Here is a 25,917-nt window from a genome sequence, read left to right on the forward strand (position 1 = left end):
GACTTCCGGAACCTGCCTCTGAAGCAACGTCTTCGCTGTTCGTGCCCCCATTCCCCGGCCGGCGCCCACGAGAAGGGGAGAGCCTTGTCCGAGCTCGTCGCCGCCGAGGACGTGCTCCTCTTCGTCAACGCCGCCGTGACCGCCACCGGCCAGCGCGAGTTCCGCTCCTCCGCCGCCGCGCAGCGCTTCTCGCTTCGGTTCGTCCACGAGTACGTACGGGTCAACTACCGCCCCGTGTACGCGGCCGCGCTCGCCCTCGACATCAACCACCACAACGCCGCCCTCATCGTCGAGCAGCTGCTGCGCACGCCCCACGAGGCGGGCGGCCCCGAGGCGAAGCGGGCCGAGGGGCGGCTGATCGCCGCGCGGCTCGCGCTGCTGCCGCCGCAGCGCGTCTACCGGCTGTTCCGCGCGCTGCGCGCCGCCGGGGTCAACAACCGCCGCACGCGCGCGATCGTGCGCGCGTGGATCGCCGCCCGGCCCGATCCCGCGCTGGACGCCGTGAAGTACCGGCCCGGGGTGAAGGCCGCCCTCCGGCACGTCCACGGCCGGCCGGCCGATCCCGAGACCGGCGACTTCCTCTTCGCGCCGGGCCGCCGCGTCCGGTACGGGAACGCCACCCTCGACGCGTACCGCCGCGCGCACTACGAGCAGGGCGCGCTGTACGAGCTGCCGTTCACGGTCGCCGAGGGCTTCGCCGCGCGGCACAAGGTGCCCCGCGCCCTGTTCCTGGAGCGGATCGCGCCCCGGATGACGCGGCTCGAGCAGCTCAGGACGGAGCGGGCCGCCGACCTGACCGTCATGCCGCTCACCCGGCTCGCGCTGTACGTCCTCGCGCTGCCGTTCGGCGAGCGGGTGGAGCGGCGGGCCGAGCTGACGCACGCGCTGCGCGCCGCCGCCCGGCGCGCGGCCGGGCCGTACGCGGGGAGCTGGGGGCGGGTCGCCGCCGTCCTTGACGACAGCTTCTCCTCCTCCGGTTCGGCGGTGAAGCGGCGCCGTCCGCTGGCCGTCGCGCTGGGCTGCCACTTCCTCCTGGAGGCCCTCGCGGCGCCGGGCGCGTACACCGCGCTGTGGACGTCGGGCGGCTCCGATCCGCTGCTCGTCCGGCCGTCCGGGCCGACGCCGCTCGGCCTGCGGATCCTGGACGCGCTGGAGACCGGACCCGACCGGATGGTGATCGTCTCGGACGGCTGGGACAACGCCCCGCCGGGGCTCGCGGGAGAGGTCCTGCGGGTGTGGCGGTCGCGGCTCGATCCGGAGCGGCGGACGAGTGTCGTCCACCTCAACCCCGTATACGACGCGGAGGGCTTCGACGTGCGCCGGCTGGCACCGAGCGTGCCGACCGCCGGGATCCGGGATGCGGAGGATCTGGCGGCCCTGGTGGAGATCGCGCAGTTCGCGGAGGGGCGGACGGGGTTCGCCGAGCTGGGGGCCTATCTGGACCGGCGCGTGGAGCTGTTCTTGAGACCGACCGGCACATGGGGGGCGGAAGAAGGAGCGGGGCTGGGTGCGTGCAGTTGCAAGGCGGAGGATTGAGGCATGGCGGAGCCATGGTGATTGACGACAACGCGGCAGATGTGCGTGCCCAGGCCCGCGACGCCGCCCCCCATGTGCCGGTCGGTCTGAAGGGGGCCGGGGGATGACGCGGATCGATCTGACCGGGCTCGACGTCCGGCCCGCGCAGGTGTGGGGCGGGGTGCGGATCGTGCCGCTGGTGCGGGCCGAGCCGGTGGCCGGGCTGCGGCTGCGCCGGGAGGTGTACGAGGGCTCGGGGCTCGGTGCCGTGGACCTCGGCGACCGGACGACCTACACCTCGTACGTGCCGCACGGCTTCGTCGCCGACTGGACGGGCGCGGGATCGGGGGCGGAGCCCGGAGGCCGGCCGGGGGCCGAGTCCGCCGTCTACGGGACCCGGCTCGGCGACGAGGGCGCGCCCGCGTGCGTGCCCGTGCGCCGCATCCACCGGCTGGCCAAGCGGCGGCAGGGCGAGCGGCGGCTGCGCTTCCTGCCGCTCCACCTCGCCCTTGAGGGGTACCTCGCGCTGCACTTCGGCGGGCCGTCCGTGGTCTGGGACGACTGGTCCAGGAAGGCCCTCGGGCACGGCCTCTCGCCGCGCGCCGAGGCGGCGTACGCGGGCTGGTCGGTGCCCGGGCTCGCGGAGGCCCTGCGGATCTTCGAGCTCCATCCGGGCCAGTGCGGGCTGCTCCTGTACGTGGCCGACGCGCTGGCCGCGGCCTTCGTGGTCCCGCACCCGGAGGACTACCGCGTGCTGCACCCGACGCTCGTGGAGGACCTGTACGGGGAGCTGGTCCACCAGTACGCGTACTACGGCGGGCCGGTGCCGGAGTTCACGGCGCGGATCCGGGACGGCGTCGGCGGCATCCGTACCCTCACGGACCTGCGGGCGGCGGCGCGCGAGCAGGAGCGGGCCTGGGCCGACGCGCACGACGGGCTGATGGCGCGGGACCTCCTGGAGACCTCGTACGCCTTCGAGCGGGTGCACCGGATGGGGGACTTCGACCTGCACCGGTTCCTGCCGCCGTTCCTGCGGGACGGGCGGGAGCAGCACATCGGCGAGCTGATCACCGACCACAAGGGGCGGGCGGCGTATCTGAAGACCTTCCGGCTCTCCGAGAAGCAGATCCGGAAGGGGCATCTGCTGCGGACGCTCGCGGACCGCGACTGGCACCTGGGGCGGACGGCGGAGGCCCTCGGCACCTCGTACGCGGAGGTGGTGCGCCGGATCGAGGCGGCGGGGCTCGGCGGGCTGCTCGATTCGCACGTCGTCGCACGGCGCGCGCGGGAAAAAGAGGAAAGCTGAGTAACACGGGGTTCACAAACGGGCAACCGACGGGAAATCCGGTGTTGCGAAGCTGCGACCGGACACAGACACCGCAGCTTCTCGCAGCGCCGCGAGCCGCCGCGCACCCGCAGCAGCACGCCCAAAGGATGAGGCCCGTGACCTTCAAGGCTGAGTACATCTGGATCGACGGCACCGAGCCGACCGCGAAGCTTCGCTCGAAGACGAAGATCATCGTGGGCGGCGGCGCCGCGCTCGACGAGCTGCCGATCTGGGGCTTCGACGGTTCCAGCACGAACCAGGCCAAGGGCCACGCCTCGGACCGTGTCCTCAAGCCGGTCTTCGTCTGCCCGGACCCGATCCGCGGCGGCGACGACATCCTGGTGCTGTGCGAGGTCCTCAACACGGACATGACGCCGCACGAGTCCAACACGCGTGCCGCGCTGGCCGAGGTCGCCGCGAAGTACGCCGCGCAGGAGCCGATCTTCGGCATCGAGCAGGAGTACACCTTCTTCGAGGGCGACCGCCCGCTCGGCTTCCCCGTCGGCGGCTTCCCCGCCGCGCAGGGCGGCTACTACTGCGGCGTCGGCTCGGACGAGATCTTCGGCCGTGACGTCGTCGAGGCGCACCTGGAGAACTGCCTCACGGCGGGCCTGGGCATCTCCGGCATCAACGCCGAGGTCATGCCGGGCCAGTGGGAGTTCCAGGTCGGCCCGCTGGCTCCTCTCACGGTCTCGGACCAGCTGTGGGTGGCCCGCTGGCTGCTGTACCGCACCGCCGAGGACTTCAAGATCTCCGCGACCCTGGACCCGAAGCCGGTGAAGGGCGACTGGAACGGCGCGGGCGCGCACACCAACTTCTCCACCAAGGCGATGCGCGAGGGCTACGACGCGATCATCACCGCCGCCGAGTCCCTCGGCGAGGGCTCGAAGCCGCTCGACCACGTCAAGAACTACGGCGCCGGCATCGACGACCGCCTGACGGGTCTGCACGAGACCGCCCCGTGGGACAAGTACTCCTACGGCGTCTCGGACCGCGGCGCCTCGGTCCGCATCCCGTGGCAGGTCGAGCAGGACCAGAAGGGCTACATCGAGGACCGTCGCCCGAACGCGAACGTGGACCCGTACGTGGTGACCCGCCTGCTGGTGGACACCTGCTGCGAGGCCCTGGAGAAGGTCGGCCAGGTCTGATCGTCCGGTCCTCCGGACCGCGATCCCGACGCACTTCCGAAGAGGCGCCCACCGTTCGTACGGTGGGCGCCTCTTCCGTCATGTGGGATGGATGACACGGGGTTTGGCCGGGGAAAGGCTCGTCGGGGGCATTCCCTTCTGGTTCAATAGGGATATGGCCACGATGACGAACGACACCGCGACAGGTCGCAACGACCTCGAGCCGTTCTGGCCTTCCCGGCAGCACGACGACTTCGACCGGGTCTGTTGCCGCGCGAGGAACGCGTCGGCCCTCTAAAGCCCCGATCGGTACGGTCCGATCCCCGGCCTTCGGCCGACGCGCACGACGACTGACGTACGACGCCTGTCCGTTCGTTTCTCCGCGCGAAAGAGCTGACTCTCCATGGCCCACATCCAGAGTGCTCCCCTCACCGCCGTCCGCCCCGGCCGGCACCGGCTCCGGGCCGTCGACCCCAACGAGGTCGCCGGACTCCCCCCGCTCTCGCCACTCTCCCCGCTCTCCCCTCTCTTCCAGCTTTCCCAGGTGGCGGAGCTCCTGCCGCCCGGCGCCACGCTGCTGCCCGCGCCGCAGCACGCGCTGCCGACGCTGCCGGGCCGCCCGCCGATGGTCGGGTACCTCGTGCTCGTACCGGCCGATCAGCAGCCGCAGGCGCCCGTGGCCGCCCCCGTCCCCGCGCCGCCCGTGGCGGCGGAGGAGCAGGGGCCCGTGGTCATCGACGGGGTCCGGCGGATCGCCGTCGTGGACGGGGAGGAGCTCGACCTGACATATCTGGAGTTCGAGCTCCTCGCCCATCTGGTGGCGCACCCCCACCGGGTGCACACCCGCGACCAGTTGGTCACGACGGTGTGGGGGTACGGGCACGTCGGCGACGGTCGTACGGTCGACGTGCACGTGGCCCGGCTGCGCCGGAAGCTGGGCGCCGAGCACCGCCACACGATCCAGACCGTGCGGCGGGTCGGCTACAAGTACACGCCCTGATCCCTGACTTGATCAGGTGGTTCAGAGCGTTCGCGAGGCCCTCGCCCTCACCTTCGCCACCAGGGCGAGGGTGAGGTCCACGGCCAGGAACAGCAGCAGGCTGAGGCCGAGCAGCGGGACGAACCAGCCGACGAGTGCCGTGGCCGCCGCGAGCGGCAGCAGCATCGTCACCGGGACCTTGCGCCAGGCCCCGCGCGCCACCGGGCGGCCCGGGCGGCGCTGCCACCACATGCGGTAGCCCCAGAGGATCAGCAGGATCAGGGAGAGCGCGAGGGCCGCGAGCGCCAGCTGGTTGAACAGGCCCAGGAACACGCCGGTGTGCGCGTCGATGCCTATCCGGGTCAGCTTGGCGAGGAGCGGGTGGTCGGCGAAGGCGAGGCGGTCGAGGACCGTGCCGTCCGCCGGGTTCACGGCCGCCGAGTCCAGCTGGAGCGGGAACTGCGTGTCGGTCTCCTTGACCACGTACCCCTTGCCGTCGGCGGGCAGGACGACCGAGATGCTCGGGCTGTCGATGCCGGCCGCGCGGGCCGCCCCGACGGCCTTGTCGACGCCGATGTCCGGGCCCTGGGCGGTGGTGCCGCCCTGCTGGTGGCCGGCGCCGTGCCCCTCGTGTTCCGAGCCGGCGCCGGCGCCACCGTCGAGGGTCGCGGTGAGGGTGGGGGTCGCGCCGCCGAGGCCGTCCTGCACGACGCCGATGTTCTCGCCCGCGTACCGCGACCAGGTCAGGCCGGTCGCGGAGAGCAGGACGAGTCCGGTCACGGCCCACAGGCCGACGGAGCCGTGCCAGGAGAGCGTGCGGCGGCGGGACTTCGGGCCGCCCTCGGGGACGAACAGCGCGCGGCGGTTCTTCCTGCGGCGGCCGAGCCAGAGTGCCAGACCGCCGAGGGCGATCACCCACAGCCAGCTGGCGGCCAATTCGCTGTAGTTGCGGCCGAGCTCGCCGAGGTGCAGATCGGCGTGGAGACCGTCGATCCAGGTGCGCAGCGGCAGGGCGCCGGAGCTGCCGAAGCTGGGCAGCTGCCCGCGTACGTCCCCGGTGTACGGGTCGACGAAGACGGCGAGCGACGTGCCTTCGGGGACGTCCGGGTCGGCCATCAGGACGCGGGTGGTGGCGTCCGGTTCGGCGCCGGGCCAGACGGCGGTGACGGTGCCGTTCGGGTTGACCTTGCGGGCGATGTTCACCTGCTGCGAGAGCGGCAGGGTGGTGTCGCCGACCGGGACCTCCAGCTCATGCGCGTAGATCACCTTCTCGGCCTGGAAGGAGAGCGCGTAGAGCAGGCCGCTGGCGGCGGCCACGAGGAGGAACGGGGCGACGAGGACGCCCGCGTAGAAGTGGAGGCGGAGGACGAGGGGGCGCAGGGCGCTCCAGGTGCCGGCCTTGGCGGGGGCCTTGGCGGCGGCGGGGGTTTCGGATGTCTCCGACGGTGGCGCCTCGGTGGTTTCCGGGCGTGCGGGATCGTCGATGGTCATGGCTGACTGTCCTTGGAGTCGACGTGGACAACGGGAGGAGACCCCCGGTGTCAGACGTGTGCTCCGAGGGTCGTGGCGCGGGGTACGGACAGCCGGGGCGGGCCGCGCCGGGAGACGGTGTGCGCGAGGACGACGGTGTGGGGGCGGTGGGCGTGCCCGCGTGCCCTGCGGACCGGGCCGCGGGGGACGTCGGGGACGCGGACGCGGGCGCACAGCAGGCGCAGCGGGGTGAACGCGTACGCGAGGGCCGCCTCGGCGACCCTGAAGAACGCGGCTTCGCCGTGGGCCAGCCAGAGGCCGCAGAGGAGCGCGGCGAGGAGGTGGACGGCGAGCATGCCCGGGTCGGAGTCCATGCCGGTGGCCATGCCGGGCGATCCCATGAGGCCCATGGGGTCCATGGCGGCCTGGCCGGTCGCCATGGTGTGCGGGTGCGTCATGGCCGCCGTCGCGTCGCTCGCGGCGTGCGCCGGCGGGTGCGAACCGGCCATCGAGAAGAGCAGGTGCAGGGCGCCCTGGAGGACGAGCATGGCGCCCGCGATCGTCGGCGCGCCCCGGCGGCGTCCGGCCGCGGCCCAGGCGGCGACCGCCGTCGCGGCGAAGGCGCCGAGGAGACCGGACGTCGGGAGCTGATGCGCAGACATGGACGAATGCCCCACGGCTGCCAAGGTCACGCACACCACCGCGAAAAGTGCGGCTCGCAGGGCGCGCAAGGGCGACCGGGCATCCGTCATCGCCCGCCATGGTGTCATCCCGCCATCTGGCCGAACAGACCCCCTCCCGCACCTCCGTCCCGCCCGGCGCGTTCCTCCCCCGGCGGAATCCTCCCGGAGCGGAATTCCTTGGCTCCGCGCACCGCCGCCGGGCACGCTTCGATCATGAAATTGCTGATTCTCGGTGGTACGGAATTCGTGGGTCGCGCGGTCGTCGAGGCCGCGCTCGGCCGGGGCTGGGAGGTGACGGTCTTCCACCGCGGCCGCCACGAGCCCCCGGCCGGAGTCACCTCCCTGCTCGGCGACCGCACCACCGGCCCGGAGGGGCTGGCCGCGCTCGCCACCGGTTCGTGGGACGCCGTCGTGGACACCTGGTCGGCCGCGCCGTCGGCGGTCCGGGACGCGGCGCGGTTGCTCGCGGACCGGGTCGGGCGGTATGCGTACGTGTCGAGCCGCTCCGTCTACTCCTGGCCGCCGGCCGCCGGACTCGGCGAGGACGGCCCGCTGGTGGAGGGTTCGCCGGACGCCGGCGACGTGCCGTACGCGGAGGCCAAGATGGGCGGCGAACTCGCCGCCACGGCCGCCTTCGGGGCGGACCGGACGCTGCACGTCCGCGCGGGCCTGATCATCGGCCCGTACGAGAACGTCGGCCGGCTCCCCTGGTGGCTGGGCCGGATCGCCCGCGGCGGTACGGTCCTGGCCCCCGGTCCGCGCACGCTCCCCCTCCAGTACGTCGACGCCCGCGACCTCGCCGAGTGGACGCTCGACGCCGTGGCGGCCGGGCTCTCGGGGCCGTACAACCTCGTCTCCCCGCCTGGGCACACGACCATGGGCGAGCTGCTCGACGCGTGCGTGCGGGCGACCGGCGCGGACGTCGAGCTGCGGTGGGCGGAGCCGGACGCGGTCGTCGCGGCCGGGCTCGAGCCCTGGTCGGAGCTGCCCGTGTGGCTGCCGCCGGGCGAGATGTACGACGCGATGCACACCGCCGACGTCTCCAAAGCCGTCGCGGCGGGGCTGCGCTGCCGGCCGGTCGCGGAGACGGTCGCGGACACCTGGGCGTGGCTGGAATCGCTCGGCGGGGTCGCGCCGAGGCGCCCCGACCGGCCGGAGGTCGGGCTCTCCCCCGAGCGGGAGGCGGAATTCCTGGCGAAGCACGCGCCGGACATCGAGGGCGGTAGCTGACGAACTGCCCTCTTCCGGGAGATCCACTACGGTCGACAGGAAAGGGACGAACCGGAGGAGTCGACGCCCATGCCCGCCATCCCCGCCTCCTCCGTCGCCAATCTCCGCGACCTCGGTGGTCTGCCCCTCGGTGACGGGCGCGCCGTCCGGTCGGGTCTCGTCCTCCGCTCCGCGCAGCTCGACCGGCTCGATCCGGCCGAGGCGGTGGTGGCGGACCTGGGCATCCGTACGGTCGTCGACCTCCGGACGGAGAGCGAGCGCGGCGACCGGCCGGACCGGCTGCCGGCCGGGGCGCGGCTGCTCGTCGCGGACGTGCTCGCCGACCACCTGGCCGTCAGCGGGCTGCCGCCCGCCGCGCGGCTGAAGCTGCTGCTCACCGACCCGGCGCTGGCCGAGGAGCACCTCGGCGGGGGCCGGGTGCGGGCGGCCTTCGCCCGCACCTACCGGACCTTCGTGTCCGGCGACTCGGCCCGCGCCGCGTACCGGGCCCTGCTGACCGAGCTGGGCACGCCGGGCGCCGGTCCCGTGCTCTTCCACTGCTCGGCGGGCAAGGACCGGACGGGGTGGGCGGCGACGGTCGTCCTGTCGCTGCTCGGCGCGGACGAGGAGACCGTCCGGGCCGAGTACCTGGCGGTCAATTCGGCGGTACGGCAGGCGTTCGCGCCGATGATCGAGGGGTTCACGGCCCAGGGCGGCGACCCCGAGCTGGCGCTCGACCTGATCGGGGTCCTGCCGGAGTACCTGGAGGCGGGGCTCGACGAGGTGGCGATCCGGCACGGCTCGATGGAGAAGTACGTACGGGAGGGGCTCGGCGTCCCGGACGAGGTGACGGCGCTGATCCGCGAGCGGCTGACGGTCCACGCGGCCTGAGCCGCCGTCGAGGGGCGTCGGGGGCCGGGGTGACCATCGGAAGAATCGCTCGTTCTGCTGAACGTGAGCACCCAGGATCTCGATCCCTCGCCCGTGGGCCCCGTCGACGTCGAGCAGGCCGAGGCCGCGCTCGTCGAGCGCTATCCGCGCCTCGTGCGCATCGCCTATCTCGTGCTGCCGCCGACGCTCGGCCGCAACCGCCGGGTGCTGACCGCGCACGCGCTCGTGCAGCGTTCGCTGCCGCGCCGCCCGGTGCCGGGTCCGGCGGTCCCGGGGCCCCGGCGCACCGAGGACGCGGTCGATCCCGGCTACGCGTACGTGCGGGGCGAGGTGCTGCGGCAGGCACTGGTCGCCGGGCTGCCGCTGCGGCGGCGCGCGCTGCCGCGCCGGGCCCAGTTCCCGCCGCTGCTGCCGCAGGTGTGGGGGCTGCGGGTGTTCCCCCGGGTCGGCGGCGCCGACGAACTCGCCCTGGACCAGCGCCTGTCCGCCCTCTCGGGCCCCGGCAGGGCGGCGTACGTGCTCCGCGGCCTGGAGCGCCAGGGCGACCCGGAGGTCCTGCGCGTCCTGGCCGCGGCGGGCGTCACCGACCCGGCGGCGGCCCTCGCGGAGGCGGACGCGGTCGACGCAACGGAAGCCGACGCCCCTCCCGCGCCGGGCGCCGGTGCCGACGCGGCGGGTGACGCCGTGGGCGGGTCCGGAAGTGCCGGTAGCCCCGACGCCCCGGGCAGGTCCGGAAGTGCCGGTAGCCCCGTCGCCCCGGGCAGGTCCGGAAGTGCCGGTAGCCCCGACGGTCACGCCGACAGCACCCGGCGGCCCGGTGGGGACGGCTTCCCCGGTGGGAAAGGCCGCGCCGGCGGGAACGGCCTCCCCGGCGGGGACGGCCGCGCCGCGCGGGTCGGCGAGCAGGCCGGGCCCGGCCGGGGCGGGACCCCGGGCAGGGCGGGCGAGTTCGGCCGGCTCGCCGGTGCCTGGGCAGGCGGCGAGGCGGCCGTCCCCGGCGCCGAGGGGCCGCGTCCCGACGGCGGCACCCGAGACGGCGGACGGCCCGGCGATTCCGGCGGCGACGAGCGGCCCGCGGGCCCCGGGGGCGGCCATCCCGAGGCAGGGCGCGGCGCGCTGTCCGCGGGCACCGGGAGGCCCGGGAGGCCCGGAGACCTCGCGAGCGGCGAACGGCCCGGGGGCAGCGGAAGCCGCGGGGGGTTCGAGGACACCCGGTACGGCGACGCCGGTCGGGGCACGCCGGAGCGCACGTCGGCCGACGGTTACCGCGAGGCCGGTCGTGGGCGGCGGGGTGGGCGGGTCAGTGGGGCCGCTCTGCTGGAGTCGGCCGAGTTCGATCCCTGTTCGTTGCAGGCCCGGCCGACCGATCTGCTGCGGCGGCGGCAGCACGGCCGGGCCGCGCTCGTCGCCGTCGCCGCGCTCGTCGTGTGCGGGACGCTGCTCGGGCTGCCCGGGGACGGCTGGGGAAGAAACGGTGCTGCCGCCCCCTCGTACGCCCGCAACCCGGCCGCCGAAGCCGCCCTCGATCCCGGCGCCGTCAAGCGCGTGCCGCCCGCCGCCTGGCCCGGGTCGACGCGGCAGGACTTCTCGGTGTGGCCCGCGCGCGGCGGGCTCACCGGGGACCGTGCGCTGCTGCGGCGGGCGCTCGCCGTGTGGGCGCGGCCCGGGCTCTCCGTGCAGTCGTCCGCGACGCCGGGGACGCCCGTGGGGCCGCCGATGGGGCCGCCTCAGTTGTTGTTCGCCGGGCTGGTGGACGGGGTCCGGGTGGTGCTCTTCCATGACGGGCTGCGGGCCGTGCGGTACGCGGAGCCGGTGGCGGGGGCCGCGGGCGCCGCGCTGGACTTCGCGCGGACGGACGCGGCCGACGCCGTCGGTTCGGCCGCCCTCGTCGTCTCCCGCGCCTCGGGCAACGTCCGCTATCTGACGGCCCCTTGGGTACGGGAGACGGCCGTACGGGACCTGCTCGCGCCCGCGAAGGAGCCGTGGCCGCTGGCCCGGGACGCGTACGGGGTGACCGAGCCGGTGCCGAGTCCCGCGCAGGCGAAGGAGTGTGAGCGCTGGAATTCCCTCCAGGTGCGGGACGGTTCGGGCACGCGGCTCCTCACCGACCTGGGCGAGCTGGCGCCCGCCCGGCTCCTGTGGGGCCCGCCGGACGCGCCGGCGGACGTGACACGGCAGGAGGCCCGCGAGGCGTGGGCGCGGACGGCGTGCCGCCTGACGGCCGTCCGGGCGCACGGGGTGCGGTCGGTGAACGCCTGGCGATTCGCGCGGCAGCCGCTGCCCGAGGGCGCCGGCCACGGCACCTGGGTGTGCACCCGCGCGGAGACCTGGCGCGGTACGGGCAGCCGGGTGCTCGCCCAGTTCCTGGTCCCGTCCCCGAAGGTCCCGGCGGCGCTCGCGGCCCGGTCCGAAGGATCGCCGGCGTGCGGCGTGCGGGACCCCCGGGTCCTCGCGGGCGTGCTGTGGCAGGCGCCGAGCGGCGGCTGGTTCGTCCTGGCGGCGGGCAGTCCGGACTTCGCCTCCCTGGAGACCTCGGGCGGGGTGAGGGGCCGGGCGGACGGTCCGATGCTGGCGGTGAAGGCGAAGGCGGGGGCGCGGGCCGATCTGGACGGCACCCTGCGGGACGGCACCCGGGTCCCCGCGCTGCGGTGAGGGGAGGGCCGGGTGGCTCGTACCGCCAAAAAGGCGGTGCACAAGCCTGTTGCCATGGCCCTACCCCTCAGTACATTGACGGCATGTCTAATACGCAGCCTGCACCGGTGGCGTCGGAACACGTCGAGCTCAAGGCCCGCAAGGTCTCCTTCGACTGGGATGAGACCCCGCTCCACTGGGTTCCCGGCGACCCCTTCACCACGCACACGATCAATGTGCTGCACCTGCTGCTCCCGGCGGGCGAGCGGTGGTTCGTGCACGTCTACAAGCAGGCACTGCCGTACATCACCGACGACCGGCTGCGCGAGGACGTCATCGGCTTCATCGGCCAGGAGGCCATCCACTCCCAGGCCCACGACGACGTCCTCCCCCACCTGCGGAAGCTGGGCCTCGACCCGACCCCGTACACCGCGCAGGTCGACTGGTTCTTCGAGAAGCTCCTCGGGGACCGGACCCTGCCGCCGGGACGGCCGCGCCGCTGGTGGCTGATGGAGCGGGTCGCGATGATCGCCGCCATCGAGCACTACACCGCATTCCTCGGCAACTGGGTCCTCAACGCCGACGAGCTCGACCGGCGCGGCGCCGACCCCGTCATGCTCGACCTGCTGCGCTGGCACGGGGCCGAGGAGGTCGAACACCGCTCGGTCGCCTTCGAGCTCTTCATGCACCTCGACGGCGGCTACCGGCGCCGCGCCCGCACCTGGGCACTCGCCTTCTCCGCGCTCGTCTTCCTCTGGCAGCGGGGCGCCCGCTTCTTCATGGAGAACGACCCGAGCCTGCTCGACGGCAAGGCCTCCTTCGGCCAGTTCTACCGCAAGGGCCGGCAGGGCGTGCTGCCCTCCACCCCGGACATGCTGCGCTCCATACCCCGCTACCTGAGCCGCGCCTACCACCCCTCCCAGGAGGGCGACACCGCGCAGGCGCTCGCCTACCTCGCCTCCTCCCCCGGCGCCGGCGGAGGCCACTGATGCCCCGGCTGACCACCGTCGCGCTCGTCGCCGGTGCCGCGCTGCTCGTCCGCCGCGCCGTGCGCAGCCGGATGTCCACCGCCCCGCTGTGGCCGATGCCCGCACTCGACGTGCCCGTGTCCGGGTACGGCAGGGGCCGTACGGTCCCCCGCCGGGTCCTCGTGACCGGGCGCGCCACGCCCGCCGAGGGTGTCGTCGAACTGCGCCTGGAGGGTGCCGGGTTGCCCGCGTGGCAGCCCGGCGCCCATGTCGACCTCGTCCTGCCCTCCGGGCTCGTGCGGCAGTACTCGCTCTGCGGCGACCCGGCCGACTCCGGTACGTACACGGTCGCGACACGTCTGATCGAGGACGGCCGGGGCGGTTCGCGCGAGGTGCACGAGCAGCTCCACGAGGGCACGGAGGTCGAGATCCGCGGCCCCCGCAACCGCTTCCCGCTGGTCGACGCCCCCGCGTACGTCTTCGTCGCCGGCGGCATCGGCATCACCCCGGTCCTGCCGATGGTCCGGGCCGCCGAGGCGGCCGGGGCGGACTGGCGGCTCGTGTACTGCGGGCGGAGCCGGGCCACGATGCCCTACCTGGAGGAGATCGAGCGGCTCGGCGGCGGCGACGGCGTCACCGTCGTCGCGGAGGACGAGTCCGGCTTCCCCGAGCTGGGATTCCTCGCGCACCTGCCCGCCGAGACCGTCGTCTACTGCTGCGGTCCCGACGGACTGATGGACGCGGTGGGCGCGGCGATGCCCGAGGGCCGGGCGCCGCGCCTGGAGCGCTTCTCCGCCGCCGCGCCGGCCGGCGGCACCGCCTTCGAGGTCGAACTGCGCCGCTCCGGCCGTACGGTGCGGGTGGCGGCCGACCAGTCGGTGCTCGCGGCGGTCCGCGAGGAGGTCCCCGGCCTCATGTACTCCTGCCGGCAGGGGTTCTGCGGTACCTGCCAACAGCGGGTACTGGAAGGGGAGATCGACCACCGGGACGAGCTGCTCACCGACGCGGAGCGGGACGACTCGATGCTGATCTGCGTCTCGCGCTGCGCGGGGAAGCGGCTCGTCCTGGACCTGTGACGCCCTACGGCAGGATCAGCCAGTCGAAGGCGAGGGCGGCCAGCAGGCCGCCCACCAGGAGCCAGGTGGCCAGCCGCGTACGGCCGTTGCGGGAGAGCTCGATCACGACGCCGCAGAGGATCATCGCGAGGCCGTACACCCCGACGACCAGGACGGACGTACGGCTCGCGAGACGGATCACCAGGACCACGGCGAGGGCGACGAGGAGCACGGAGGCGGCCGCGACGCGGAGCCGCCGCGCCTGCTTGGGGGTGAGGCCGCCCGCCGCGGGCGCCTCGTCGTCGTCGGACTCGTCGAACTCCTCGGCCTCGTCGGTGTCGTCGATTTCGTCGGTGTTCTCGGTGCCTTCGGTCTCGGGGGCCTCAGGTGCCTCCGGGGCCTCGACTGCCGTGGTTTCCTGGTCGGAAGCGCTCATGAAGCAGGAGCGTATCGGACCCCGTTAGGCTGTTCGTATGACGACCGGGGTACGCCGCAGGATGGGCGTCGAGGAGCGCAAGCAGCAGCTGATCGGGGTGGCTCTCGAACTCTTCAGCCACCGCTCTCCCGACGAGGTGTCCATCGACGAGATCGCCGCGGCCGCGGGGATCTCGCGACCGCTGGTCTACCACTACTTCCCCGGCAAGCAGAGCCTCTACGAGGCGGCGCTGCGGCGGGCGGCCGACGAGCTCGCGGCGAGGTTCGTGGAGCCGCCGCGGGGCCCGCTGGGGGCGCGGCTGCTGCGGGTGATGGGCCGGTTCTTCGACTTCGTGGACGAGCACGGGCCGGGCTTCGCCGCGCTGATGCGCGGCGGTCCCGCGGTGGGCTCGTCCACGACGAACGCGATGATCGACGAGGTGCGGCAGGCCGCGTACGAGCAGATCCTCGCCCACCTGAGGGTCGACGAGCCCTCGGCCCGGCTCGAACTGGTCGTCCGCTCCTGGGTCTCGCTCGCCGAGTCGACGGCCCTGCTCTGGCTGGACGGCCGCCGGGTCCCGCGCGCGGAGCTGGAGCTGCAGCTCGTGCACGACTTCGCGGCGCTGGCCGCGGTGAGCGCCGCGTACGACACGGAGATGGCGGAGATCCTGGTCGGGATCCTCGCCGACGAGCCGGCCGACGGCCCCTTCGCGGAGCTGGTGACCCGGCTCGCCGCGCTCGTGCCCCAGGCGGGCGCCGTGCCTGGTCAGCGCTTGCGGTAGGACGATTCGAGGTCGCGGATCTCGACGGAGAGCCGGACGCCCTCGGTCGCCTTGACGTACTTCGGCAGCAGGGCGAGGACGGCCTTCGACAGGCGCGCCTTGGCGTCGTCGGTGCGGCCGAACAGCAGGGCGATCTCGACGTGGACGATGACGTCCTCGGTCGAGCCGTCGCCGACGACCGTCTCCTCGACCTCGCGGAAGCGGGTCTTGCAGGCGTCGAGCGAGGCGTTCACGGACTCGACGACGAGCGGGTGCAGGGCGAGTGCGAAACCGCGCCGGTCGAGGGGCGCGGAGTAGTCCACGGTGATCTGCGGCATGGGGGTCACTCCCGGGGAGGGGGCTGCGGATGTCGAATGTCTGGCCACACCTTTACGGTGATCACCATGACGGCACAAGTGACCTTCCGGCAGGCGGACGACCGGGATCTCGACCTTCTGGTGGAGCTGTTCGACGGGCTGGCCCACTGGATGGTGCGGAACGGGATCGACCAGTGGAAACCGGGCGCGAAGAACGCGGAGCACTTCCGGGGGCGCATCGCCGGCGGTGAGGTGTGGCTCGCGTTCCACGAGGGCCGGGCGGTCGGCGCGTACGAGCTGTGGTGGGACGACGAGCAGGCCTGGGGCCCGCAGCCGCCGGTCGCCGGTTACGTGCACCGGCTCATGACCGACCGGGACGCGGCGCCCGCCGGGACCGGACGGGTGCTGCTCGCCCACGCGGAGGAGCGGATCGCGGCCGGCGGGCGGGGGGTCGCGCGGCTCGACTCCATGACGAACAACCCGCGGCTTCGTACGTACTACGAAGCCGCGGGCTACCGGGTGGTCGGCGAGGAGCCGGGCAAGCTCGCCGCCGACGGCACCCGGTACGGGGTCACGCTGTGGGAGAGGCCGATCAGCCGGCCTTGAAGACCGCCACCGTCCGGGCCGGGACCGTGAAGGTGCCCGAACCGGCCTCGTAGGAGGCGGACTTCACCACGGCGTCCGAGCCGTTCGCCTGGACCGGGTGGAGGGCGTACGCCCCGCCCGCCAGGTCGGCGACCCGCTGCGTCCGCTCCTGCGGGGTCGCGTTGAGGACGACGACCAGGTCGCCGAGGCGCATGGTGATGACGCCCGGGGTCTCCTCGCGGCCGGAGAGCGGGAAGGACACGGTGGACTGGACCCGGTCCGCCGTGGCCAGCGAGAACACCGGCTCGGTGGTACGGATCTTCTGGAGGTCCCGGTAGGCCGCCGAGGCGCCGTCGATCTGCTCGCAGCCGGCCGTGAGGGCCGGGTTCACGAGCAGCGGCTTCCCGTAGGACCACTTGGCCTTGTTGTCGGGGGCCGGGGGCAGGCCGCGGCCGAAGCCGTTGCCGTCGCGGCAGTCCCAGTGGATCGCGTTGAACCAGTCGCCGCTGTCGTAGGAGTTGCGGTCGAGGGACTTGGAGCGCAGCAGGTCCGAGCCCGCCTGGGAGAGCGCCGGGCCCTGCGAGAGGGTGGCCGTCGCCATGGCGAGGACCTGCATGCGGGCGCGGTCCGCGGCCGACGTGCCGGCCGGGAGCTTGAAGGCGAGCGCGTCGTACAGGGTCTCGTTGTCGTGGGCGTCGACGTAGGCGAGGGCCTCACCGGGGGCCGCGGCGTAGCCGGCCGGGGCGCCGTTGTAGTCGACCTGGCTGCCCTTGACCGTACGGCCCGAGGTGTCGGTGAAGGTGTAGTCGGCGAGGTTGCCGGTCAGGCCGACCTTGATCAGGTCCTGGTAGTGGAGCAGCCGGGCCTTCTGCTCGGCCGGGGTGCCGTTGGCCGACGAGGCGTTCGGGTCGGTGAAGAGTCCGGAGGCGAAGCCCTGGACGCCCGGGTCCTCGTCGAAGGGGCCGCCGCCGCGTACGGCGTCGCGAGCCCGGTCGGAGAAGGTCGCGATGCCCGTGCCGGCCATGTTCTTCTGGGTGGCCTGGACGAAGCGGGCGTCGTCGGCGATCTCGCCGAAGTTCCAGCCCTCGCCGTAGAGGACGATCGCCCTTCCGTCGACGCCGTCGCGTGCGACGGTCAGCTCGTCCAGGGCCTTCCGCACGGCCAGGATGTTGGCCTTCGGGTGGTGGCCCATGAGGTCGAAGCGGAAGCCGTCGACCTTGTAGTCCTTGGCCCAGGTGACGACCGAGTCGACGACGAGCTTGCCCATCATGGCGTTCTCGGGCGCGGTGTTGGCGCAGCAGGTGGAGGTGGCGACGGTGCCGTCGGCCTGGAGCCGCTGGTAGTAGCCGGGCACGACCTTGTCGAGGACGGACTTGTCGGACTGTCCGGCGGAGACGGTGTGGTTGTAGACGACGTCCATGACCGTGCGCAGGCCGTTGCCGTTGAGGGCCTGGACCATCTGCCGGAACTCGACCGTGCGGCGGGTGCCTTCGGGGTCGGTGGCGTAGGAGCCCTCGGGGACGGTGTAGTGCAGCGGGTCGTAGCCCCAGTTGTAGGCGTCCTTGGCCGCGGCGGCGGCGACGCAGGCCTGCTGCTCCTCGGAGTCGGGGGCGTAGACCTTCAGGTCACAGGCGGGTGCGGTCTGGCCGGACTTCTTCTCGGGGATGGTGCCGATGTCGAAGGCCGGGAGGAGGTGGACGTAGGAGGTGCCGGTGGCGGCGAGGTCGCGGAGGTGCTGCGAGCCCTTGCTGTCCTTGTCCGTGAAGGCGAGGTAGGTGCCCTTGTGGTCGGCCTTCGCCGTCGGGTCCGCGATCGAGAAGTCGCGGATGTGGAGCTCCTGGATCTGGGCGTCCCGCAGCGGTACGGCGGCGGGCTTCTTCAGGGACGTCCAGCCCTTCGGCGCGAGCCGGGCGTCGGTGAGGTCGACAGCGAGGCTGCGGGCGGAGTCGGTGGTGAGGGCGGTGGAGTAGGGGTCGGTGACCTTGTTGGTGACGACCTTCTGGACGGTCGGCGCCCAGACCTTCACCGCGTACCGGTACGGCTTGCCCGTCCAGGACTTCGGCCCGGTGACGGACCAGACGCCGGAGGTGTCGTCGCGCCGCATGGGCACGGTCCGGCCGTCGAGTTCGAGGGCGACCGACTGGGCGGTGGGGGCCCAGAGGGAGAGGGTCGTGCGGCCGTGGCGGAAGACCGGGCCGAGGGCGGCGCCCGTGGCCTTCGTCGCGTACAGGTCGTCGAGGACGCCGGCGGTCTGGACGCCGGTGGCGGCGAGCAGGGCGCCGTTGGCGGCGCGCTGGGTGGCGATCAGCTGACCGCGCAGGGAGGCGCGGACCCGGTCGGCGTCCCGCGCGTCGAGGGTGAAGGCCGGGTACTCCTTGAGGTGCGGGTACTTCGCCTTCTGGGCGTCGCTCAGGGAGGAGGGGGCGAGCCGGAGCCACTGGCCCTCGCTGCTGAGGGCCCCGTCGGTGACGGTGATCCCGCCGTCCTTCGCGTACACCAGCTGCTGGCTGGTGGCGTCGGTGGTCTTGACCTTCCAGACGACGGTGTTCCGGTCGATCCACTGGGCCCCGGCCTTGGTGAGGTCGAGGTTCGGGGCGCCGCCGACCGTCGGGAGCAGGTACTTCTGCTGTCCGGAGAGGGCCCAGATCTCGTGGCCGTAGGTGGCGAGGTCGAGGGACTGGTCGGTGGGGAGGTCCTTCTCGTCGCCCTTGTGGAGGATGTACGAGAGGGAGGTCGCGCCTTCGGCGAGCGGCACCTCGTAGACGGCGCCGTACGCGTCGACGCGGACCGGCATGAGGGGCTTGGACCAGTCGGTGGGCTGGGCGGCGCCGGTCCAGGTGTGGAGGCCCCAGCCGTCGTAGTTCCCGTCGGGCCGCTGGTAGTGGATGACGGCCTTGGTCTTGTCCTGCGGGGCGGGCGCGGGCGCGGTGTCGGACTGGCCGTCCTGGCCCTGCGTGATCCAGACCTCGCCGGTGCGGCCGAGGGCGATGCTTCGCTGCGGGCCGTCGGCGGCGCCGTCCTTCTCGACGGTGTACGCGACGGTGGACGCGCCGTCGGGGACCTTGACCCAGGCGAAGGCGCCGTGGGCGTCGCGGCCGGTGAACGCGGCCTCCTGGCCGGCGGCCTTCAGGGTCCAGCCGTCGTAGTTCCCGTCCGCGCGCTGGTAGTGGACGACGGCGTACGTGCGCTCGACGGCGACCGGCTTCTCGGGCGCGGGGACCTGTCCGGCGGTGGTGGTGGCGGTGGCGCTCGCGGTGCGGCCCGCGCTGTCGACGGCGACGGCCTTGTAGCGCAGGGTGGTGCCGGCGGCGGCCGTCACGTGCTGGGTGACCTTGTAGGGGGCGTGGTCGGCGGTGCCGAGGACCTGCCAGGGGCCGTTGCCGGTCTGGGCGGCGAAGACGACCCGGTTGAGGCCGCCGCCGGTGACGTCGGCGGTGAGCTCGACCGTGCCGGTGGCGCCGCCGGCGGGGGCGTCGAGCGACAGGGTGGGCCCGGCGGCCGGGGCCGGGAGGGCCTTGTCCGCCTTGAGCACCAGGGAGGAGAGGGCCGGGACGGTGACGGTGACCTTGCCACCCGTCGCGGTGTACGCACCCTGCCCTCCGTACAGGGCACGGAAGTTCGCCGAGTCCACGGGGATCGTGACGGTCTTCTCGGTGGTCGCGCTGTTGGTGGCGACGAGGTACTCGGTCCGCGTCGTCGCGTCCGTGCGGGAGAAGGCGTAGACGGAGCCCTCGGCGAGCCGCTCCTGCTGGACGCCGTCGCGGAGGGCCGGGTGCGCCTTCGTCAGGCGCGACAGTTCGGCGACGGACGCGTAGACGGGGTGCTTCGTGTCGTACGCGTCGGTGGCGTGGGTGCGGTCGGTGCCGAGCTGGTCGTCGTCGAGGTAGTCGGCGGCCTGGGCGGCGAAGAGGGGCTGGCGGGCGTCCTTGTCGCCGCCGGCGCCGGTGAAGCCCTGCTCGTCGCCGGAGTAGATCACCGGGTTGCCGCGGGACAGGAACATCAGCTCGTTGGCGAGCTCGGCCCTGCGGAGGAGTTCGGCGTCGGTGGCGTTCGGGTTGTCCTGCTTGAGGAAGGTGCCGATGCGGCCCATGTCGTGGTTGCCGAGGAAGGTCACCTGCTCGTAGGCGTTGGCCTTGTCGGTGGTGTACCGGTAGTCCTCGGCGAAGACCTTGGCGAGGCGGTCGGCGCCGGCGCCCTGGGAGGCGAAGGCGCGGGCCGCGTCCTGGAAGGGGAAGTCGAGGGTGGCGTCGAGGCGGCCCCGGGTGACGTACGGGGCGGTGACGGTGGTGTCGGCGGAGTAGACCTCGCCGAACATGAAGAAGTCCTCGCGGCCGCGCTTCTTGGCGTACGCGTCGAGGGCGGTCGCCCACTCGGTCCAGAAGTCCAGGTCGACGTGTTTGACCGTGTCGATGCGGAAGCCATCGATCTTGAAGTCGCGGACCCACGTCTCGTAGATCTTCTTCATCCCCTCGACGACCTCGGGGCGCTCGGTCCACAGGTCGTCGAGGCCGACGAAGTCACCGTACTCGGCGGACTCGCCGGCCCAGGTGGAGTCGCCGCGGTTGTGGTACATCGTGGGGTCGTTGAGCCAGGCCGGGACCTTGGTGTTCGCCTTCTCGACGGGGGTGTACGGGAAGGAGCCGGCGTCGACCTTCCCGATCGCGTCCCGGTCGTCGAAGGGGCGGCCGTCCTTGTCGAGGTACGGGTAGGCGCCCTTGGGGCGGTAGCCGTACTTCTTCTCGGCGTAGTCGACGGTGTCGGCGGTGTGGTTGGTGATGACGTCGAAGAAGACCTTCATGCCCTTGGCGTGGGCGGCGGCGATCAGCTTCTCCAGGTCCTCGTTGGTCCCGAAGTGCGGATCGACCTGGGTGAAGTCGGTGATCCAGTAGCCGTGGTAGCCGGCGCTGGCGTCCTTGCCCTCGCCCTGCACGGGCCGGTTCTTGAAGATCGGGGCCATCCAGATGGCGGTGGTCCCGAGGCCCTTGATGTAGTCGAGCCGCTGGGTCAGGCCCTTGAGGTCGCCGCCCTGGTAGAAGCCCTTGTCGGTCGGGTCGAAGCCGGTCTGGGTGCGGCTGCCGGTGAGGCCGCCGCGGTCGTTCGCGGTGTCGCCGTTGGCGAACCGGTCGGGCAGCACGAAGTAGAACTGCTCGCGGGTGAGGTCCTGGCGGGCGGGCTGCGCCGCGAGCGTCCGGTCGGAGGGCGGGGCGGGGGGCCTGGGCGCGGCGGCCGCGGGGACGGCGGGCACGAGGGCCGCGCACAGGGCGGCGGCCAGCGCCACCGCCGTTCTCTTGGGTGTCACGGAGGTGCTCCCTGGAGGAGGGACGGGGGTACGGGTGGGAGGGCCGCCCCGGCGGGGGCGACCCTGTGGCTCTTCGGACGGGCCTTAGGGGCGGAAGGTGTCGTTCAGGACGATCTGGCCCGAGGCGGGGACGGTCGCGGTGCGGTTGGCGCCGGACTCCCAGGTGACGTTTCCGGCGGCGTCCTTGCGGACGTACTTGTACTCGAAGGACGTTCCGGCGGGCAGCGAGACCGTCAGCTTCCAGACGGGGTACGCGGCCGGGTCGAGCTTGAGGGCGGAGGCCGGGGCCCAGTTGCCGAGCTCGGCGCGGTTGCCGGTGACGTAGATGTTCTGGCCGACCGCGGTGGTGGCGTTGACGCTGAAGGCGGCGCCGGCGGTGGCCGGGGGCGTCGTCGGCGGAGTGGTCGGGGTGGTGCCGCCTCCGCAGGTGGTGGCGTTCACGTGGAGGGCCACGGCCGTGTTGGCGGCGAGGGTGGCCGTGAACTGGCCGGACGCGTTCACCGTCACGCCCGTGTTCGACTGGACGTCGCAGTAGGCGCCCGGGGCGAGCTGGGTCTGGAAGGTGCGGGTGAGCGCCGAGGACTCGTGGTTGATCGCCACATAGGCCTTGGAGCCGCGGCCGAACGCTATGGCGTTGTTGCCGTTGTCCCACCAGTCGGTGACGGCCTGGCCGCGCGCCGCGTTGCGGAAGCCGACCATGGAGGAGATCTCGCGCCAGGCGTGCTGGCACTTCCAGCCGTCGCTGTAACAGGCGTTCACCTGGCCGCCGTTGGGCGGTCCGGCGTCCTTGTCGGTCCACTCGTAGCCGGAGTGGACGTCCGGGGAGCCGTAGGGCCAGGCGAGCATGAAGACGGAGGCGAGGGTGTAGTTCGCGCCGTCCTTGTAGCTGAGGGTGTCGCCGCCGCGCTCGGTGTCGTGGTTGTCGACGAAGACGCCGGACTGGCCGGAGGGCATGTAACCCCAGGCCTCGCCGAGGTTCTTCAGGTAGGAGAGCTTCTCGCCCTGGACGATGCGCTTGAGGTCGCGGGCGTAACGGAACTCCTGGACGTCCCCGCTGCCGAGGTACTCGCTCGGGGAGACGGCCTCGCCGGCGCCGTGGATGGCCTCCAGCTTCCAGAAGGCGTTGGGCTTGCTCAGCCGCGACTTGATGTTGGCGAGGTCGGCGGCCGGCATGTGCTTGGCGGCGTCGACGCGGAAGGCGTCGACACCGAGCGAGAGCAGGTCGTTCAGGTAGCCCGCTATCTTGCCGCGGACGTAGTCCTCGCCCGTGTCGAGGTCGGGGAGCTGGACCAGTTCGCAGTTCTGGACGTTGCCGCGGTCCTGGTAGTTGGTGATCGAGGAGCGGCAGTCGTCCATGTCGGAGCCGGAGTAGAGGCCCGGGTAGTCGTACTTGGAGAACGAGGTCCCGCCCGTTCCCGTGCCGGAGCCGTTCGCCATGTGGTTGATGACGGAGTCGGCCACGACCTTGACGCCGGCCGCGTGGCAGGTGTCGATCATGTTCTTGAAGGCGGTGCGGTCGCCGAGACGTCCGGCGATCTTGTAGCTGACCGGCTGGTACGAGGTCCACCACTGGCCGCCCTGGAGGTGCTCCTGGGGCGGGGAGACCTGGACGTATCCGTATCCGGCGGGGCCGAGACGGTCGGTGCACTCCCGGGCCACCGAGGCGAAGTTCCATTCGAACATCACCGCGGTGACGTCCTTCTCACCGGGCGGGGTGGCCTGCGCCGGGGGGTTCACCGCGACGGCCACAGCGGCTCCCGCCACGAGGGCGAGTGCAGCTGCCACGGTCTTTCGGGCCATGATTCCTCCTGCTGACTTCACTGTCGCAAGAAGTTGCTGAAAATGTCAGCAACTGTTTTCAGCCGTGACCGTACGAGTGCCCCGACGCCCGGTCAACCCTCCTGACGCCGCTCCGGACCCCTCGACGCAAGTTGTTACGAAAGGACTTGCGACACCCTGCCGGGCGGCTGCGCGGTCGAGCCGCGGACCACCAGCTCCGGCTGGAAGACGAACTCCGTGCGCTGCACGGGATTCCCCTCGATCTCCTCCAGGAGCGCGCCGACCGCCGCCGTCGCCATGGCCTGCACGGGCTGGCGCACGGTGGAGAGCGGCGGGCTGGTGAAGGCGATGAGCGGCGAGTCGTCGAAGCCGACGACGGAGACGTCACCCGGCACGTCGAGGCCCCGGGCACGGACGGCGCGGATCACACCGAGCGCCATCAGGTCGGAGGCGCAGACGATGCCCGTGCACCCCTCGCCGAGCAGGATGTCGGCCGCCGCGTGCCCGCCCTCGACACCGAAGAGCGTGGGCCTGATGAACCGTTCGGCCTCGGCCCGTTCGATGCCGAGGAGCTCGTACAGCTCGGCGGTGAAGCCCTCGGCCTTGCGGCGCGACGGCACGTACCGGGTGGGACCGATGGCGAGCCCGATCCGCTCGTGGCCCAGTTCGACCAGGTGCCGCACGGCCATGCGGGCCGCGGCCCGGTCGTCCGGGGAGACGAAGTTGGCGTCGATGTGCTCGTTGTAGCCGTTGATGAGGACGTACGGCACGCCCCGGTCGCTGAGCCGGGCGTAGCGCGCCGGGTCGGCGGAGGCGTCCGCGTGCAGCCCGGAGAGGAAGACGATCCCGGCCACCCCGCGCTCCACGAGCTGCTCGACGAGCTCGTCCTCGGTGGCGCCGCCGGGCATCTGCGTACAGAGCACCGGCGTGTAGCCGTGGCCGGCGAGGACCTGTTCGACGACCTGCGCGAACGCCGGGAAGATCGGGTTGGTCAGCTCGGGCACGACGAGCCCGACGAGGCCCGCGCTGCGGCGTTTGAGCCGTACGGGACGCTCGTAGCCGAGCACGTCGAGCGCGGCGAGCACCTTGTGCCGGGTCGCTCCGGCCACCCCCGCCTTGCCGTTGAGGACACGGCTGACGGTGGCCTCGCTGACCCCGGACTGGGCCGCGATGTCCGCGAGCCGCGGGGCGCCGTTCCCGGCACCCCGCGGCAGGGGGATCGTCACACCGCCCACCAGGCGGTGGTGTCGGCGGGGAGTTCGATCTCGTCGTCGACGACCCTGATCTCCTCGTTGGAAAGGAGGAACCGGCCGGGCAGCGGGACGGAGATGGCCCGGCCGGTGGTGTTGGCGGTGCAGACGAAACCGTCGCGGCGGAAGGAGAGCACACCCTCGGGTGCCTCCAGCCACTCCAGGGCCTCGCCCGCACCGAGTTCGGGACGCTCGCGGCGCACGGCGAGCGCGCTGCGGTACAGCTCCAGGGTGGAGCCGGGGTCGCCGGTCTGCGCCTCGACGCTCAGCGCGCCCCAGGTCGCGGGCTGCGGCAGCCAGGAGCCGCCGTCGCCGAAGCCGTACGAGGAGCCCTCGGCGGACCACGGGATCGGCACGCGGCAGCCGTCGCGGAAGCCGTCCTGGCCGCTGGCCCGCCAGAAGGACGGGTCCTGACGGACCTCGTCGGGCAGGTCGGTGACGTCCGGCAGGCCGAGCTCCTCGCCCTGGTAGACGTAGGCCGAGCCGGGCAGGGCCAGCATCAGCAGGGTCGCGGCCCGGGCCCGGCGCAGGCCGAGCTCTCGGTCGCCGTCCTCGCGCAGCTGGGTGCCGAGGCCCGCCGGGTTGGCGAAGCGGGTGGCGTGCCGGGTGACGTCGTGGTTGGAGAGCACCCAGGTGGTGGGGGCTCCGACCGGGCGCATCGCGGCGAGCGACTCGTCGATGACGGTACGCAGCTCGGTCGCGTCCCAGTGGGTGCCCAGGTACTGGAAGTTGAAGGCCTGGTGCATCTCGTCGGGGCGCACGTAGTTCGCGGTGCGGTCGACGGTCGGGGTCCAGGCCTCGGCGACGAGGACGCGCTCCCCGTCGTACTCGCTCAGCACGTTCCGCCAGGATCGGTAGATCTCGTGGACGCCGTCCTGGTCGAAGAAGGGCATGACGTCGTTGCCGAGCAGCTTCAGCTGGTCGTGGGCGCCGATGTCGGGCAGGCCCGGGGCCTTCACCAGGCCGTGGGCGACGTCGACGCGGAAGCCGTCGACGCCCATGTCGAGCCAGAAGCGCAGGATGGAGCGGAACTCGTCGCGTACGGCCGGGTGTTCCCAGTTGAAGTCGGGCTGCTCCGGCGCGAAGAGGTGGAGGTACCACTCCCCGGGGGTGCCGTCCGCTTCCTCGGTCCGGGTCCAGGCGGGGCCGCCGAAGATGGACTCCCAGTCGTTCGGCGGCAGTTCGCCGTTCACGCCCTTGCCGGGGCGGAAGTGGTAGCGCTCGCGCAGCGGCGACCCGGGGCCCTCGCGCAGCGCCCGCTGGAACCACTCGTGCTGGTCGGAGGAGTGGTTGGGGACGAGGTCGACGATGATCCGGAGCCCCAGGTCGTGGGCCTCGCGGATCACGGCGTCGGCGTCGAGGAGCGAGCCGAACATCGGGTCGATGGCCCGGTAGTCGGCGACGTCGTAGCCGGCGTCGGCCTGCGGCGACGCGTAGAACGGGGAGAGCCAGACGGCGTCGACGCCGAGTTCCTTGAGGTACGGCAGCCGGCTGCGGACACCCTCCAGGTCGCCCATGCCGTCGCCGTTGCCGTCGGCGAAGCTGCGCGGGTAGACCTGGTAGATCACGGCGTCTCTCCACCAGCCCGTGTGCGTGCCGGTGGCGGGGACGTCGGCCGGGGTGGCGAGATGCTGGGTCATGTCTTCCCTGAGAGGTA

Annotated in this window: 19 protein-coding genes; 11 read left to right on the top strand and 8 right to left on the bottom strand. The window is 72.9% G+C overall.

The features are described 5' to 3' along the window. Positions 1-84 precede the first annotated feature (84 nt). The 4 genes from ACIBG6_RS25805 (at position 85) to ACIBG6_RS25820 (ending at position 4,969) form a co-directional block, all read left to right on the top strand. On the top strand, positions 85-1,536 hold the full coding sequence (locus ACIBG6_RS25805) for a hypothetical protein (RefSeq protein ID WP_399224934.1): 1,452 nt from the start codon (positions 85-87) through the stop codon (positions 1,534-1,536). 103 nt (positions 1,537-1,639) lie between these two features. After that, positions 1,640-2,821, top strand: a complete 1,182-nt coding sequence (locus ACIBG6_RS25810) for an ARPP-2 domain-containing protein (protein WP_399224935.1) — start codon at positions 1,640-1,642, stop codon at positions 2,819-2,821. A gap of 137 nt (positions 2,822-2,958) precedes the next feature. Then, positions 2,959-3,990 (top strand): glutamine synthetase, encoded by a 1,032-nt coding sequence (glnII, locus tag ACIBG6_RS25815; RefSeq protein ID WP_399224936.1) that lies wholly within the window; start codon positions 2,959-2,961, stop codon positions 3,988-3,990. 382 nt (positions 3,991-4,372) lie between these two features. Then, complete coding sequence (locus ACIBG6_RS25820) at positions 4,373-4,969, top strand: winged helix-turn-helix domain-containing protein (RefSeq protein ID WP_399224937.1); 597 nt, start codon at positions 4,373-4,375, stop codon at positions 4,967-4,969. 21 nt (positions 4,970-4,990) lie between these two features. Here the strand turns inward: ACIBG6_RS25820 and ACIBG6_RS25825 are convergent, their stop codons facing one another. Next, a complete protein-coding gene (locus ACIBG6_RS25825) occupies positions 4,991-6,439 on the bottom strand; it encodes a PepSY-associated TM helix domain-containing protein (protein ID WP_399224938.1) in 1,449 nt (482 codons plus the stop codon). A gap of 50 nt (positions 6,440-6,489) precedes the next feature. Continuing rightward, positions 6,490-7,080, bottom strand: a complete 591-nt coding sequence (locus tag ACIBG6_RS25830; RefSeq protein WP_399224939.1) for a hypothetical protein — start codon at positions 7,078-7,080, stop codon at positions 6,490-6,492. Between the two features lie 234 nt (positions 7,081-7,314). Between ACIBG6_RS25830 and ACIBG6_RS25835 the strand changes: the two genes are divergently transcribed. From ACIBG6_RS25835 to ACIBG6_RS25855, 5 genes are all read left to right on the top strand, one after another. After that, positions 7,315-8,331, top strand: a complete 1,017-nt coding sequence (locus ACIBG6_RS25835) for an NAD-dependent epimerase/dehydratase family protein (protein ID WP_399224940.1) — start codon at positions 7,315-7,317, stop codon at positions 8,329-8,331. A gap of 69 nt (positions 8,332-8,400) precedes the next feature. Continuing rightward, positions 8,401-9,201, top strand: a complete 801-nt coding sequence (locus ACIBG6_RS25840) for a tyrosine-protein phosphatase (RefSeq protein WP_399224941.1) — start codon at positions 8,401-8,403, stop codon at positions 9,199-9,201. 63 nt (positions 9,202-9,264) lie between these two features. Further along, a complete protein-coding gene (locus ACIBG6_RS25845) occupies positions 9,265-11,853 on the top strand; it encodes a hypothetical protein (protein ID WP_399224942.1) in 2,589 nt (862 codons plus the stop codon). Between the two features lie 83 nt (positions 11,854-11,936). After that, positions 11,937-12,821, top strand: a complete 885-nt coding sequence (locus tag ACIBG6_RS25850; RefSeq protein WP_317594423.1) for a metal-dependent hydrolase — start codon at positions 11,937-11,939, stop codon at positions 12,819-12,821. Beyond that, a complete protein-coding gene (locus ACIBG6_RS25855; protein WP_399224943.1) occupies positions 12,821-13,876 on the top strand; it encodes a PDR/VanB family oxidoreductase in 1,056 nt (351 codons plus the stop codon). The genes ACIBG6_RS25850 and ACIBG6_RS25855 overlap by 1 nt, the downstream gene beginning before the upstream one ends. A 4-nt stretch (positions 13,877-13,880) precedes the next feature. Here ACIBG6_RS25855 and ACIBG6_RS25860 read toward each other — a convergent pair whose 3' ends face one another. After that, positions 13,881-14,291: a hypothetical protein gene (locus ACIBG6_RS25860; RefSeq protein ID WP_399224944.1), complete on the bottom strand. Its 411-nt coding sequence runs from the start codon at positions 14,289-14,291 to the stop codon at positions 13,881-13,883. 37 nt (positions 14,292-14,328) lie between these two features. Here ACIBG6_RS25860 and ACIBG6_RS25865 point away from each other — a divergent pair, with 37 nt between their 5' ends. Continuing rightward, on the top strand, positions 14,329-15,051 hold the full coding sequence (locus ACIBG6_RS25865) for a TetR/AcrR family transcriptional regulator (protein WP_399224945.1): 723 nt from the start codon (positions 14,329-14,331) through the stop codon (positions 15,049-15,051). Here ACIBG6_RS25865 and ACIBG6_RS25870 read toward each other — a convergent pair. Further along, positions 15,036-15,368: a 5-carboxymethyl-2-hydroxymuconate Delta-isomerase gene (locus ACIBG6_RS25870; protein ID WP_399224947.1), complete on the bottom strand. Its 333-nt coding sequence runs from the start codon at positions 15,366-15,368 to the stop codon at positions 15,036-15,038. The two genes, ACIBG6_RS25865 and ACIBG6_RS25870, sit on opposite strands and share 16 nt — an antisense overlap. Positions 15,369-15,434: 66 nt before the next feature. On the opposite strand from ACIBG6_RS25870, the gene ACIBG6_RS25875 reads away from it, so the two are divergent. Then, a complete protein-coding gene (locus ACIBG6_RS25875) occupies positions 15,435-15,953 on the top strand; it encodes a GNAT family N-acetyltransferase (RefSeq protein ID WP_399224948.1) in 519 nt (172 codons plus the stop codon). Here the strand turns inward: ACIBG6_RS25875 and pulA are convergent. The 4 genes from pulA to ACIBG6_RS25895 all read right to left on the bottom strand — a co-directional run bounded on the left by pulA (position 15,940) and on the right by ACIBG6_RS25895 (position 25,900). After that, positions 15,940-21,231 carry a pullulanase-type alpha-1,6-glucosidase gene (pulA, locus tag ACIBG6_RS25880; RefSeq protein WP_399224950.1) on the bottom strand — a complete coding sequence of 1,764 codons (5,292 nt, stop codon included), beginning with the start codon at positions 21,229-21,231 and terminating at the stop codon, positions 15,940-15,942. The two genes, ACIBG6_RS25875 and pulA, sit on opposite strands and share 14 nt — an antisense overlap. An 84-nt stretch (positions 21,232-21,315) precedes the next feature. After that, entirely contained in the window at positions 21,316-23,031 is a 1,716-nt protein-coding gene (locus tag ACIBG6_RS25885) for a carbohydrate-binding module family 20 domain-containing protein (RefSeq protein ID WP_399224951.1), read from the bottom strand. 134 nt (positions 23,032-23,165) lie between these two features. Continuing rightward, positions 23,166-24,245: a LacI family DNA-binding transcriptional regulator gene (locus ACIBG6_RS25890; protein ID WP_317594431.1), complete on the bottom strand. Its 1,080-nt coding sequence runs from the start codon at positions 24,243-24,245 to the stop codon at positions 23,166-23,168. Further along, complete coding sequence (locus tag ACIBG6_RS25895) at positions 24,233-25,900, bottom strand: alpha-amylase family glycosyl hydrolase (protein ID WP_399224953.1); 1,668 nt, start codon at positions 25,898-25,900, stop codon at positions 24,233-24,235. The genes ACIBG6_RS25890 and ACIBG6_RS25895 overlap by 13 nt, the downstream gene beginning before the upstream one ends. Positions 25,901-25,917: the final 17 nt, after the last annotated feature.

The sequence above is a fragment of the Streptomyces sp. NPDC050842 genome (genome assembly GCF_044456565.1).
Taxonomy (GTDB): Bacteria; Actinomycetota; Actinomycetes; order Streptomycetales; family Streptomycetaceae; genus Streptomyces.